Genomic DNA, 12,819 nt, shown 5'->3' with positions numbered 1-12,819 from the left:
CCGCAGTGAAAAAAATAATGAAAACAGGCTTCTTTCAGAGGAATGGTTGAGGCCTGAATCATATATTTAACGGTCCCGGACTAGAGGCAGAATATAAAAGAAGGTTTTTATTTTATGACCATGATTATGTCGCCGGTCTCAACCTTTTCACCCTCAGCGGTGTATATCTTCTCAACAACACCACCGTGGGGTGTCTGGATATCGTTCTCCATCTTCATGGCTTCAACAACCGCGACAACGTCCCCGGCATTCACCTGGTCGCCCTCACTGACCTTGAGCTTCACAACCATGCCCTGCATGGTGGACTTAACTGCACCCTCAACATCCACCGGTTCGGGTTCAGCTTCCTCGATGGTCATGTAGCCTGTGGGGACCACCTTGACCTCGAACTCGTCACCATCGACCTCCACGTGGAAGACGGTTGGCACCTCACCTGTCGGGGCCATCTCCTCTGCCGGGGGCTCCAGGGGCTCCTCCTCGATTTCACCCCTCAGGAATTTAGGTGCAATGGCAGGGTAGAGGGCGAGGGTCAGTATGTCCTCCTCCTTCTCTATTATGCCCATCTCCTCACCCTTCCTCCTGCACTCATCATACTGGGGTTTGAGGATGTCCGCTGGTCTGCAGTCGATGGGTTTCTCATCTCCGATGACCTTCCTTGCGACCTCCTCATTTAATGGGGCAGGGGGTCTGCCGTAGAGTCCCCGGAAGTAGTCCTTCACCTCATTGGTGACCATGCTGTACCTCTCACCGCTCAGGACGTTCATAACGGCCTGTATACCGACTATCTGACTGGTTGGGGTTACAAGGGGAGGGTAACCCATATCCTTCCTCACCCGGGGCATCTCCTCGAGGACCTCCTCATAGCGGTCCAGGGCGTTCTGCTCCTTGAGCTGCGCAACAAGGTTTGACAGCATACCCCCGGGTATCTGGTATATGAGGACGTCTGTGTCGATCTGCTCGGCTATGGGGTCGAGGATGCTGCTGTACTTCTTCCGGATCTCCTCGAAGTACTTCTTGATGTTCTTCAGGATCTCAAGGTCAAGGCCCGTGTCGTAGGGTGTGTCCCGGAGTGCAGCCACAATGCTCTCTGTGGGTGGCTGGGAGGCACCCCAGGATAGGGGTGATATGGCGGTATCAAGTATATCAACGCCGGCCTCACAGGCGGCATAGTAGCTCATGGGTGTCATTCCACTTGTGCAGTGGCAGTGAAGGTTCACCATGAGGTCGGTCTCTTCCTTGAGGGCCCTCACGAGTTCGTAGGCATCATGTGGAGATATTAGGCCTGCCATGTCCTTTATTGCAACGGAGTCACATTCAAGGGCCTCCAGTTCCCTTGCAAAGTCCACATAACTCTCAAGGGTGTGATAAGGGCTGATGGTGTAGCAGATGACTCCCTGCACATGGGCTTCCTGTTCCCTGGCGACCTTTATGGCGTACTCCATGTTCCTTATGTCATTGAGGGCGTCGAATATCCTGAAGACATCAACGCCGTTTTCATAGGACTTCTCAATGAACTTCCTCACTATGTCATCGGGGTAGTGCTTGTACCCCACAAGGTTCTGGCCCCTGAGGAGCATCTGTATCGGCGTCCTTTTCACGTGTTCCTTAAGTTCCCGTAGCCTCTCCCATGGATCCTCATTCAGGTAGCGTATGCAGGTATCGAAGGTTGCACCGCCCCATGCCTCCAGTGAGAAGAAACCCACCCGGTCCATTTCCTCTGCGATGGGTGTCATGTCACGGGTACGGAGGCGTGTTGCAAGAAGTGACTGGTGCGCATCCCTGAATGCTGTTTCAACGACCTTTATCCCTTTCATCGTGACCCTCTCATGAGATCAATTAGATTCTTTATATACATAGTAGGAACTTCCTTAAATACACAGCAGATGTATTAATTCATCAGAACTCTGTACTACAACGTATAATGGTTATAAGGGATGAAATCATAATCCTAACAATTAAATTTACATGGAATTTTAAGGGAGAATCAAAAATGGCAAAGATAATCATAGATTATGATGAATGTGATGCATGTGGAGAATGTGTTGATGTATGCCCGATGGAGGTACTCATAATAGTTGATGGTAAGCTCGAGGTCCAGCACCCTGAGGAATGCAATGAATGTGAGGTGTGCATGGACGTATGTCCAAACGAGTGCATAGAGGTTGAAGAGGACTGATTCCCTTACAGACCCTTTATTTATTCCTTATTTCTGTATATGATAATTCTGGTAAGAAGATTTTCAGGGGATCGTTTCTAAGGTTTTTTTTGTATGTATGGAATTCTGGTAAGAAGATTTTCAGGGATTCTAAAGTTGTATTTTTAAAAAAGAGAATTCTGTGAAGGGATTATCTCTCCCTTTCACCGGCAATGAATTCATCCACCATACGCGCTGCCACGTCGTCAGTGTACTGGACCGGGGGATGCTTCATTGTATAGGATGATATGGAGGTCAGGGGCCCACCGATACCCCGGTCAATGGCCAGCTTGCAGCACCTTATGGCGTCAATAACACAGCCCGCAGAGTTGGGGGAATCCTCAACACTCAGCCTGAGCTCAAGGTTCATGGGGACGTCCCCGAAGAGCCTGCCCTCCATCCTCAGGAAGCAGATCTTGTTATCCTTCTGCCAGGGTATGTAGTCACTTGGCCCTATGTGGATGTTCTCATCATCCAGGCGGTCCTCACCAAGTATTGACTGGACAGCTTCGGTCTTGGACTCCTTCTTTGAGTCCAGACGGTCACGGTTCAGCATGTTGAGGAAATCAGTGTTCCCACCAGTGTTTATCTGGTAGGTGCGGTCGAGTTTAACACCCCTCCTCTTGAAGAGGTTTGTGAGGGTCCTGTGGGTTATGGTGGCCCCCAGCTGGGCCTTTATGTCATCACCGACTATGGGTATGCCCTTCTCCTGGAATCTGGCAGCCCATTCAGGGTCACTTGCAATGAATACAGGCATGTTGTTTATGTAGGCTACCCCCGCCTCAAGGGCGCAGCGGGCATAGAACCTTGCGGCCTCCTCTGAACCCACCGGCAGATAGTTGAGGAGTATCTCAGCCCCGCTCTCCCGGAGGACCTCAACGACATCCACGGGTTCCTCATCCGCAACCACGAAGGTCTGTTTTTCAGGGTAGTCCTTCATGTGGGGGGCCACACCATCAAGGACATGCCCCATGGACACCTCAACACCCATTTCCGGGACGTCATCGCAGAAGACTGCTGTACAGTTTGGTGGGGCGAATATGGCCTCACTCACATCCCGGCCAACCTTCCGCCTATCAATATCGAAGGCAGCAACGACCTCAATATCGCCGGGTTCATAGCCGCCTATATCCCAGTGCATGAGACCTATCGAGTCACCGGCACCCTTATTACGGTAATAGTATATCCCCTGAATCAGGGAGCTGGCACAGTTTCCCACACCTACTATCGCGATCTTTATCTTATCCAATTGAAACACCTTTCAGAGACTTGTGATAATCATAAAATCAAGGCTATAAATTGATCAACCTACTTTTTAAGATTTGCATATTAAACTATTAAATGTTTCGCCCTTCCCTGAAACCTCTCAATTGCATAGGAATCTGCGCACTCATTTTATATGTCCTGATGAGGGGATAATCACAGAAGCAGTAGGATTAACGCTTCCAGATCAGTAGAAGATGAGGCTCACCCTTATCAGGAGGAAGAGGAGCCACATAAGTAGCGTGAAGGGACCCCTGAATCTCTGATAATCGGGGAGGGCTGCATTGAAGCGCCAGGTTAAAATTATGATCAATATTAGAATGAGGTTTTCAACGTTACCCAGTATGTTGAGGGGGTTTTTAATGTAGGTTAGTATCCAGGCAACGGCCGTCAGGATGATCCCGGCCCACCCCAGCTTAACAAGTGGCCTGTAAACATCCTCTGATCCGAGTTTCAGCCGTGAGAGTAGCAGGATAACTGTGAATGATCCCATACCCAGTATCATGCCCAGGAACTGTGTGAAGAGGAGAATGACCGGCACCTGGAATATCTCTGATTTAAGCACCGGGAGCAGCACCAGTGCCTTCAGGGACTCATCCGGTGGGAAGGATTCAATGCTACCCACAGCAAGGGAGAACTTTTCCCTGTTTGCGGGACTGTATACCTTCAGCCGGTATGTGCCTGCATCAACGGTACCGTTGAACTCCGGGCCCTTGAGGTAGTAGTCGCCACCGAATTCTTCAAAGTAGGGCTCCCAGGTGCTGATGTTACCCTTGAGGGTCCCTATGACCTTACCGTCACCCCTTATTATGTCCACATACACGGGCTCTGCATCTGGAGAGTAGGGGACAAGTATGTTCACGTATAACCTGAAGGGCCTGTCTGACGTTATCCTGAAGTAGACAGGTTTTCCCTTCAGCTCACCGTAGAATGCCTGTGAAACTTCAGGGTTCTGTACAATGACCTCGTCTGACCCTGTTACCAGCCTCGGCTGATGTGAGTATGCAGCTGAGGCACAGGTAATGGTTATGAGTACGATGATAAACAGAACCCAGCCTCTCATGTTGATATATATGGAGATATGATTTAATAAATATCACGGTGCGGATTCTTTTTGTCATATATCATCCCTCCTTTCTCCGATAAGATATTATTTAATGAACTGTCCGTAGCGTCAGGTGGCCTGGATGGCAACTGATGATGAGGCATGGGTTTCAGAAGAAAAAAGGTAGAGGTAAGCTAGCCGGCTATTTACTGTTAAAAAAAAATTTGAATTCCGGTCCTCAATGCACTCCATGGGGCCAGTTTGAGATTTGTAGTCATAACCGCCGGATTCCATGCACTCCCTGTATTCAAGCATATGCATCGGCTATTTTTGAGAGAATGCTATGATCTTCGAGATTTTAGAGGTTAGAAGCCAGCTGAAACCTTAGCAATTAAATTAACTCCAGCCCATTCAACTGAGGATCATAGGAGCCCCATCCTGGTCGGCGGAGATCAGGGTTACAGTTATGTACCTGCCGATATAAAAATGATAGATCATGAGACTATCAGACCAGAATAAGGTATCCCTAGTGGCGGGACTTTGTCTGGTGGGATTAGTTATTGTACTGAAGAATCTTCTTCTCATCCCATCAGATATCCTATCCAGGGATGTTCTCGTCTATATAATCATCTACTGGGCATTCACCGTCATTCCAGGAAGGAGAGGGGAGAAGGGATCAAAATATGATCATCCTTTATACTGGAGCTTGCTCATAATTTTAATTACATTAGTTATAATTACCATGTACCTGATATGAGCGCATGCTTGCAGCTATTAGGGAGTGCTGAACCGGTCACCTGAGTTCCAGAGCTGCTTTGTTTTCAACAGGTTAAGCAGGGTAATGTTTGATGTCGCCACGGGTCTTTTTTTAATCAACCTCGATGACAGTTCCTGTTCTGAGCACATTTACATTACATGATCTGCCCAGAACTTTAAATGCCTCCTCTGAGGTGCAGTGGCCCGTGTAAATCTTTCCAACCTCAAATTCCTGGATCTCACTGGCCACATACAGTGCATCCCCTGAGATATGGAGGCCCCCCACGACCGTTCCAATCTCCCTGTCAGGGAAATGGTCCCGCACAGTGCCCAGTATGTTCAGTATGCCATTATGTGAGCAACCGGTCACAACAGTAAGCCCACCCTGACCATCAATGACAAGGACCAGTTCATCATCGAAGGTGTCAGGAACCAGACCCTGCGCTGACTCCATGAAGAGGGTCCTGTTACCCAGGGGTCTTCTGAATGGACCACTGAAACCCTTCAGGATGGTGTAGCCCTCATGGATCACCGTATCCTCATCAATGAGCCTTATCCTGGGATCTGTTATCTCCTCAATTCCTATGAACCTCTCAGCACCGTCCTCAACAGCCCATCGCCCCCTGAACGCTCCTTCACCGGTTAATACCTCGGCGTTTTCATTTATCTCCATGAAATGGGTCAGGCCGCCGCCATGGTCGTAGTGTCCATGGGAAAGGATGGCCAGGTCCACATCCCCCAGGTCAACACCAAGCAGCTCAGCATTCTCCATGAGGAGTCCGCTCTGACCGGTATCAAAGAGTATGTTCACATCACCCTCAATGTGGAGTGACAGTCCATGCTCGGCCCGGAGGGGTGGTCTTGCTCTATCCTCAACAAGGCACGTTATCTTCATATACATCACCGTCAAGTCTGTCCAGGATCTCATCAATCCTCCTCTGCACGTCCTCGATGGGGTCCTCGGTGTTTATGATGTACCATCCATCTGCAAGTCTGAGGGCCTTCTCCCGGGTGCTGGTGAGGTCATCGAGGTTTTCAAACATTTCATGTTCATCCCTCTCCATCAGCCGCCTCAGGGACTCCTCAGGGGAAACGTCCAGGAAGAACATGTACTCTGTTGTGGGCAGAACCCTTGATAGCAGACGGTAAAGTACTGATGAGAGGGGCCCAGGGAGGTAGGCGACACCCATGAGGTACCTTGAGAATATGAGTGTATCCGGTCCGGGATTGGAGCGCCAGTGGTAGAGCCACAGGGACCTTATGACGTCCAGGGCGTAGAATATGGCTGCCCTGATGTGGTTAACCTTACCACCCCTGAGGAGGGCCTCCCTGGCCCTCTTACCATAGGGGTTGTCATCCTCGGGGTGGGACCTGAAGACGACATGCTCACCCCTCTCAAGGTACCTCCTCCTTATCAGCTCCGCGTGGGTGTCCTTCCCTGCTCCGTCGAGGCCGTCAATCACTATGAACCTCAAATCCCCATTCCCCCAAGTAGGATGTATGCTGCAACAGCCCCGAAGCAGGCAGTCAGGTTGTCGAGTCCCCGGGGGGTGAGGGCCTCCAGTACAGTTGATACCAGGGCCACCCCCAGGATAAGGTACGGGGTGAAGCCCTGGGAGTAGTAGGTGAGGACCACGGGGAGCATCACCAGGAGGATGATGAACATCCCAAGTGAACCCTCAAGGCTCTTCTTATCCCCCAGGACACTGAAGGTTGTCCTCCCGAACCTCTCACCCGTCAGGCTTGCGAACCCGTCACCGTAGGACATGGCTGCTATCCCTATACCTGTAATCCAGGGGGCCTCAAAGAAGAGGTATGCCAGGATGGTCCAGGATATGGAATAATATACGAGTCCAAGGCCGTGTCCGTAGGATGAGGCACGGTGCTTCACCTTGAGGGGTGAGTAGGGACTTAGGAGGAAGGTTATGAGGATGAAGGGGGCTGCTGCCAGGAATGTTATGACGAGGCGGCTCTCAAAGAGTGGTAATATAAATAGGATGTTCCCAACCATTATATGCACAAACTTTCTGCTTAGATTTGGCCTATCACCGAGGAGCCTCTCAGATACAAGTAATAAAACTGCAACATATACATATACCATCAGGAGCCCAAGAATGTCACTGCCAGTCATAGGATTTATGAAGTAATTCACGGTATAAGTGGGTTTTGATTTGGGTTTCCGTGTGCATGATGAGATCATGGTTTTATTTACTGATGATTGAAAGATTCTACACTGGATATTCAGGAGGAGTTCATATGAATCCATACATAGAGATACTCAGACCGGTAAATGCCGTCATGGCGGTAATAACAGTTATACTGATGGCCCTCATCACGGGCAGATTCGATTCCGCAGTGCTCCTGGCATCAGCAGTTGTCTTCATGGCTACAGGTGCAGGGAATGTGATAAATGACTACTTTGACCATGAGATAGACGCCATAAACAGGCCCAAACGTCCCATACCATCCGGGAGGATCAGCAGAGCCACCGCCGGGATTTACTCGGCTATCCTCTTCGCAGCGGCTTCCATCACGGGATTCTATCTTGGCCTGCTCCCGGGCCTCGTGGTGGTTTCAAGTTCACTCCTCATGGTCTACTATGCATGGAGCCTCAAGAGGAGGTGTCTGGTGGGTAACATCACAATATCATTCCTCACGGGCCTCAGCTTCGTCTTCGGTGGCATAGTCCTGGGGGAGGTGAGGGTTTCAATCATCCTGGGTCTCTACGCATTCCTCATGACCATGGCGAGGGAGGTGGTCAAGGACATGGAGGATGTGGAGGGGGACCGGGCTGAGGGTGCAACAACACTCCCCATAACCCACGGGATGAGGGTTTCGGGTTTGCTGGCAGCGGTTTTCATGCTGATCGCAAGCCTCACAAGCCCCAGCCTCTACATTCTCGGAGTATTCTCGGTTCTATACATCCCGGTGCTTCTCTTTGCAGTGGCAGTTTTCCTCCGGGCCGCCATCATGATCCTCAGGAGTCAGGATAGAGCTACGGCATCCAGGACATCAAAGCTCATAAAGGTGGGCATGGCTGTGACCTTCATTGCCTTTGCAGCTGGCAGCAGGACCATCACAGCCCTCCTCGGTCTTCAGTGACTTCACAGGGAAATGCACTGCAGCATCACATGTCCATGAGGGGATCACAAAGGAACCGCCTGCAGTGACTCCATTCACAAAAAAGGTTTAGGGTATGTGAATTGTATGAATTATTAGGGTAGGTGAAGGAGGTAGATGTTCATCCCCCCAACCTTCATTTAAACTCCTTCAAAACCACCCTAACCCTTTTTCTAACATTCATCCCCCTAACCTTTTCCGGGTGGTTATCCACCCGGACAATTAGATTCACTCACCACTCTTTATCCCGACTATATCAACCACTTCAACAAGTTTCCAGACGTAGGACCGGTCCATCTCCACAAGACAGGTGAGGGGGTCCTCCGGTGAATGTCCAAGGGCCTTGAGGATGTTCCTGGAGAGGCCGCGCTTCTCTATGAGGTCAGCGAACATCTCCTTCACGCGCCTCTTTGTTGAGGGGTCCTTCTCCTCCACTATCTGGCCCTGCAGTGTAACGAAGCGGTACTCTGAGAGGTCATCGCTGTAGTGTTCAATTTCAACGGCGACGTAGGGGTTCCTCCTGAGAAGCTCTATCTTCCTGCCGTATCTTGTTGAGAGGAAGTAGAGGTGTTCCCCGTCAAATACGTAGAGGAAGGGGGCTATGTATGGATAGTCCCCGTTGAAGGCTATCCTGCTTATGAAGTTCTCTGCTATGAACTCGTCATACTCTTCCTTTGTCATGAGGGGTATCTTAACAATGCTCATGATTTCACCTCCCTTTTATTTAGAAATCACCGACCACCGGGTATCCGGCCCTCAGCCAGGCCCCAATACCTCCAAGGACGGTACTCACCCTGAACCCATGGCTTTCAAGTATGCTCGCAGCTATGGTTGACTTGTAACCGGAGTCACAGTAGATGACAACATCCTTCTCTGGAATCAAATCAATGTTATCTGGCAGGTCACCGACCCAGATGTGTTCTGAGCCCTCAATGTGGAACCTCTCCCTGTCTGTGATCTTCCGGACGTCCAGGAGGAGGAAGTCACCCTCCATTTCCCTTAACTCATGGACACTGATGGCATCCAGTTTCTGAATCTCAAGTCCTGCCATGTACCATGGGGGGAATCCACCTGCAAGGTAGCCTGCCATGTTGTCATATCCCAGCCGTATCAGGGACCTCCGCACGGAGTCCACACCCCTTCCATCATCCACTAAAAGTATGGGGTCCTCGTAGTTGAGGAAGTACCCTGCAAAGGCAGCGAATCCGTCCTGCCAGATGTTCAGGCTGCCGGGTATGTGGCCACCGCAGAAACTGGTGGGGTTACGGACATCAACAACCTGTGCGCCCTCCCCCATGAGCTCCCTGAAGTCCTGTAGTGGGAGGGCTTCGAGGTGAGATTTATTAACCTTCACTCCCCTGAGGTTGTTCTCCTCCATCCTCCTGAAGTAGGGGGGAGTGTAGAGCCTCTCCGACTTCTTGTATTCAATGAACTCATCCCTCCCCATCTGGAGGTAAGGGTTTGTGAGCCTCTCATAGCCTGCTGTGGTTGTGTCCATATCCCTTATCTCGGCCCCGCACACTGAACCCGCTCCGTGGGCCGGGCAGATCACCACATGGTCCCCCAGGGGGAGTATCTTTTCATGTATGCTATCATAGAGCAATCCGGCGGTTTCAGGGATCTTTTCAGGTCCAAAGAAGTCAACACGCCCTGTTTCACCAGCGAAGAGCACATCCCCCACAAAGATCATCAGACATTCGTCAGATATGCTGGTATCACGCACAGCAATGGATATGCTCTCATAGGTGTGACCCGGTGTTTCAAGGACCTCCAGTTCAAGGCTTCCCAGACTGAAGGTGTCACCCTCCCTCACAGGGGTTCCATACCTGAAGTCGAGGGCTGAACCGTGGAGTATCTCAGCATCCACGTGGCGTGCAAGCTCCGCTGACCCGATGGTGTAGTCCTCATTGCGGTGGGTCTCAAAGATGTACCTTATGCTGACACCGTGCATCTCTGCAAGCTCCAGGTAGACATCAACATCCCTTCTCGGATCCACAACCGCGGCCTCAGAACCAGAACCAAGAAAATAGGAGTTATGGGATATCCCCTCAGATTTTATTATCTCAAATATCATGCACCTCACCCATAATAATTATGGCGCTGATATTATTTAATTTTTTAATGTAACAGAGGGGCTGTGCTGCTGATGGAGGATTAAAAGGTGGATTAATTCATGAGGGTTCCTCAACCGGTTCCAGGGGGAACCTGAGGGCCACCCTGACACCATCCGAGCCATCAATGGTGACCTCACCCTCAAGCTGTGCGGCCAGGTTCAGCATGAGATCCATTCCAAGACCACCATCCACTGATGGGTCAAAGGATTCCGGGAGCCCCACACCGTCATCGGCGATGGTGACCTCCATTGAATCACCAACCCGTCTCATGGATATCCGGACCTCACCGGAACCACCAGGGAATGCATGCTTCAGGGCGTTGGTCACGGCCTCATTGACTATCAGTCCGCAGGGTATGGCCTGGTTTATGCTGAGGTCAACGTCCTCCAGTTTGAACTGGAACCTGATGTCCATGGAGGGGTAGTTTGATCGCAGTTCAGAGAGAAGGTTCTCCAGGTATTCCCTGAAGTTCACATGGGCCATGTTCTCGGTCTGGTAGATCTTCTCATGGATCATGGCCATGGACTTTATGCGGGTTACGCTGTCCCTCAGGGCCTCGGCAGCCCTGCCATCCTCCAGGTGATACCTCTGGAGGTTCAGGAGGCTTGAGATAATCTGGAGGTTGTTCTTGACGCGGTGGTGTATCTCCCTGAGCATCACGTCCTTTTCATCCAGGGACCTCCGCAGGGATTCCTCGTATTCACGAAGCCTTGTGATGTCGTGGAGCCGTATGAGGAGGGATTCCCTGCCCTCCCAGACGGTATCTGTGATCATCATCTCAGCCACACGGACCTCACCGTCCGCTGTCAGGACCTTAACCTCCTGCAGTTCCCTACTGAGGGGTATGCCTATGTGCTTACCTCTATATTCAGGTGACCAGCCAAAGAACTTCCTGGCAGCGGGGTTTGAGTAGAGCAGCACGCCCTCCAGGTCAACTATCATCATGGGCTCCGGGCTGTTCTCGACGATACCCAGGAAATTGTTCCTTGAGGTCTCGACCTCCATCTCATGGATCTTCTTATCGGTTATATCCAGGGCAAATCCTCCGACACCCAGTTCACCGCCAGGGAGTTCGACCCTGAATTTATAGACCCCGTAGACTCTCCCATGGACCTCCTCCTCAGTGTAGGATTCACCATCCCTGAGGGCTGCCATGTCGGACCTCCGGCATGCCTCAGCAGCCCTCCTATTCATCAGTTCAGGGTCTGTCTTTCCTGTGACATCATCAACTCCAAAGATCTCTGAGAAACTGCTGTTTGCAAGTATGTACCTTCCCCCTGAATCCTTGAGGAACACAATCCCCGGGTTGTGATCTATGAATGCCTCATAGAGGTACATGAGGTTCTCAAGGGAGCACAGGAGTTCATTCTCCCTGCGGATGTTCTCAAGCCACATGTCAACCTCCATTTCACTCCTCACACCCCTGAGGAGGATTTCCGGTCTGACATAGTAGGGGTTCCTGTACACCATGGAGTTCCAGACCACAAGGGGGTGGGTGAGGAGCACACCCCTGATTATTTCGGGGCTGAAGAGACTCCTCCGGTACTGACAGATGGCTAGGCAGTCTGAGCCGGGAAAGAAGTTGTTCAGCATGTTCTCATATTCAATGAGCCTCTCACTCCCGGGGAGGCCTTTGAGGACCCAGTCCATCTCACCGGTAACCCTCAGGCCATTGAATCCCTCGGAGACAGCCTTCCGGGTTTCAGATTCAAGGAGGGCCACCATCCTTTCAGGGTCAAAGACCCCGCCATCAGTGTAGGCGTCACTGTCATCCATTATCCTGAGTCGACCATCCGTTTCGAATTCATCCACAGGGACTTCCCTGCCAAGTTCCTCCCGTACCGTGTCAGCGGTCCTTTCACTGCATATGTACAGGCACCTCTCACCCCGCCGGAGGCCATCAACCATGAAGGGGATTAGGGTGTTCCTCCATTCCTCATCGTCATCATAGATGATGCAGATATGGTCCCCGGCCTTCATGTCCCTGATGAGGGATTCCATGTCCCTCTGTCCGGACATCTCAACGATATCACGTATCCTCCTCAGAAACCTCTCCATGGCATCCACCTCAGATTCCAAGGAACCTCCTCAGTGCACCTGCATCGGAGAGGTCCCCTATAACCCTCCTCCGGGGGCCCGGGCTGAGCCTTTCAAGGGTGGGGATGGCTATGACTCCGTTCTCCCTTGCAATGGCGGGGTTCTCCAGGACGTTCACAACCTCCAGTTCCACCCTATCATCAATGACCCCCCTGAGGTTTTCAAGTGCCCTCTCTGAGAGGCTATCGCCGGTTACATAGAGGCGTAGCTGGATCATCAGGGAACACCCC

At 51.2% G+C, this 12,819-nt stretch carries 13 protein-coding genes; 3 read left to right on the top strand and 10 right to left on the bottom strand.

All coding sequences use genetic code 11. The features are described from left to right. Positions 1–107: 107 nt before the first annotated feature. Positions 108–1,814 (bottom strand): sodium-extruding oxaloacetate decarboxylase subunit alpha, encoded by a 1,707-nt coding sequence (gene oadA / locus MTCT_RS05085; protein WP_010876731.1) that lies wholly within the window; start codon positions 1,812–1,814, stop codon positions 108–110. 176 nt (positions 1,815–1,990) lie between these two features. Here oadA and MTCT_RS05080 point away from each other — a divergent pair, with 176 nt between their 5' ends. Beyond that, positions 1,991–2,176 carry an ATP-binding protein gene (locus tag MTCT_RS05080; RefSeq protein ID WP_048061279.1) on the top strand — a complete coding sequence of 62 codons (186 nt, stop codon included), beginning with the start codon at positions 1,991–1,993 and terminating at the stop codon, positions 2,174–2,176. Positions 2,177–2,345: 169 nt separating this feature from the next. Here MTCT_RS05080 and MTCT_RS05075 read toward each other — a convergent pair whose 3' ends face one another. Then, a complete protein-coding gene (locus MTCT_RS05075; protein ID WP_048060968.1) occupies positions 2,346–3,443 on the bottom strand; it encodes an inositol-3-phosphate synthase in 1,098 nt (365 codons plus the stop codon). Between the two features lie 201 nt (positions 3,444–3,644). After that, positions 3,645–4,520 (bottom strand): hypothetical protein, encoded by an 876-nt coding sequence (locus tag MTCT_RS05070; protein ID WP_048175691.1) that lies wholly within the window; start codon positions 4,518–4,520, stop codon positions 3,645–3,647. A 478-nt stretch (positions 4,521–4,998) separates the two neighbouring features. Here MTCT_RS05070 and MTCT_RS05065 point away from each other — a divergent pair, with 478 nt between their 5' ends. After that, a complete protein-coding gene (locus tag MTCT_RS05065; RefSeq protein ID WP_010876726.1) occupies positions 4,999–5,259 on the top strand; it encodes a hypothetical protein in 261 nt (86 codons plus the stop codon). Positions 5,260–5,370: 111 nt separating this feature from the next. Here MTCT_RS05065 and MTCT_RS05060 read toward each other — a convergent pair whose 3' ends face one another. From MTCT_RS05060 to MTCT_RS05050, 3 genes are read right to left on the bottom strand one after another with little or no spacing between them, the layout of a single operon-like run. After that, entirely contained in the window at positions 5,371–6,153 is a 783-nt protein-coding gene (locus tag MTCT_RS05060) for an MBL fold metallo-hydrolase (protein ID WP_048175690.1), read from the bottom strand. Next, positions 6,131–6,733, bottom strand: coding sequence for a thymidylate kinase (locus MTCT_RS05055; protein WP_048175689.1), 603 nt, complete (start codon positions 6,731–6,733; stop codon positions 6,131–6,133). Before MTCT_RS05055 ends, MTCT_RS05060 begins: the two co-directional genes overlap by 23 nt. Continuing rightward, a complete protein-coding gene (locus MTCT_RS05050) occupies positions 6,730–7,359 on the bottom strand; it encodes a diacylglycerol/polyprenol kinase family protein (RefSeq protein WP_231855267.1) in 630 nt (209 codons plus the stop codon). The genes MTCT_RS05055 and MTCT_RS05050 overlap by 4 nt, the downstream gene beginning before the upstream one ends. Before the next feature lie 155 nt (positions 7,360–7,514). On the opposite strand from MTCT_RS05050, the gene MTCT_RS05045 reads away from it, so the two are divergent. After that, on the top strand, positions 7,515–8,360 hold the full coding sequence (locus MTCT_RS05045; protein WP_048175687.1) for a UbiA family prenyltransferase: 846 nt from the start codon (positions 7,515–7,517) through the stop codon (positions 8,358–8,360). A gap of 246 nt (positions 8,361–8,606) precedes the next feature. Here the strand turns inward: MTCT_RS05045 and MTCT_RS05040 are convergent, their stop codons facing one another. From MTCT_RS05040 to MTCT_RS05025, 4 genes are all read right to left on the bottom strand, one after another. Then, positions 8,607–9,083, bottom strand: coding sequence for a pyridoxamine 5'-phosphate oxidase family protein (locus tag MTCT_RS05040; RefSeq protein ID WP_048175686.1), 477 nt, complete (start codon positions 9,081–9,083; stop codon positions 8,607–8,609). Between the two features lie 19 nt (positions 9,084–9,102). Then, the gene (locus tag MTCT_RS05035) at positions 9,103–10,452 is read right to left on the bottom strand and encodes a rhodanese-like domain-containing protein (RefSeq protein ID WP_048175685.1); all 1,350 of its coding nucleotides are present in this window, start codon (positions 10,450–10,452) and stop codon (positions 9,103–9,105) included. A gap of 97 nt (positions 10,453–10,549) precedes the next feature. Then, complete coding sequence (locus tag MTCT_RS09080; protein ID WP_052457359.1) at positions 10,550–12,571, bottom strand: MEDS domain-containing protein; 2,022 nt, start codon at positions 12,569–12,571, stop codon at positions 10,550–10,552. Then, entirely contained in the window at positions 12,561–12,806 is a 246-nt protein-coding gene (locus MTCT_RS05025; protein ID WP_048175684.1) for a circadian clock KaiB family protein, read from the bottom strand. Before MTCT_RS05025 ends, MTCT_RS09080 begins: the two co-directional genes overlap by 11 nt. Positions 12,807–12,819 lie beyond the last annotated feature (13 nt).

The sequence above is a fragment of the Methanothermobacter sp. CaT2 genome (assembly GCF_000828575.1).
In the GTDB taxonomy this organism is placed as follows: domain Archaea; phylum Methanobacteriota; class Methanobacteria; order Methanobacteriales; family Methanothermobacteraceae; genus Methanothermobacter.
Note: the sequence above shows the minus strand (reverse complement) of the source record. Positions and strands in the feature narration are given on the sequence as shown.

Coding starts and splice junctions, on each gene's coding strand:
- oadA (WP_010876731.1), bottom strand. CDS start 1,814: ATGAAAGGGATAAAGGTCGTTGAAACAGCATTCAGGGATGCGCACCAG.
- MTCT_RS05080 (WP_048061279.1), top strand. CDS start 1,991: ATGGCAAAGATAATCATAGATTATGATGAATGTGATGCATGTGGAGAA.
- MTCT_RS05070 (WP_048175691.1), bottom strand. CDS start 4,520: ATGAGAGGCTGGGTTCTGTTTATCATCGTACTCATAACCATTACCTGT.
- MTCT_RS05065 (WP_010876726.1), top strand. CDS start 4,999: ATGAGACTATCAGACCAGAATAAGGTATCCCTAGTGGCGGGACTTTGT.
- MTCT_RS05060 (WP_048175690.1), bottom strand. CDS start 6,153: ATGAAGATAACGTGCCTTGTTGAGGATAGAGCAAGACCACCCCTCCGG.
- MTCT_RS05050 (WP_231855267.1), bottom strand. CDS start 7,359: ATGGTATATGTATATGTTGCAGTTTTATTACTTGTATCTGAGAGGCTC.
- MTCT_RS05045 (WP_048175687.1), top strand. CDS start 7,515: ATGAATCCATACATAGAGATACTCAGACCGGTAAATGCCGTCATGGCG.
- MTCT_RS05040 (WP_048175686.1), bottom strand. CDS start 9,083: ATGAGCATTGTTAAGATACCCCTCATGACAAAGGAAGAGTATGACGAG.
- MTCT_RS05035 (WP_048175685.1), bottom strand. CDS start 10,452: ATGATATTTGAGATAATAAAATCTGAGGGGATATCCCATAACTCCTAT.
- MTCT_RS05025 (WP_048175684.1), bottom strand. CDS start 12,806: ATGATCCAGCTACGCCTCTATGTAACCGGCGATAGCCTCTCAGAGAGG.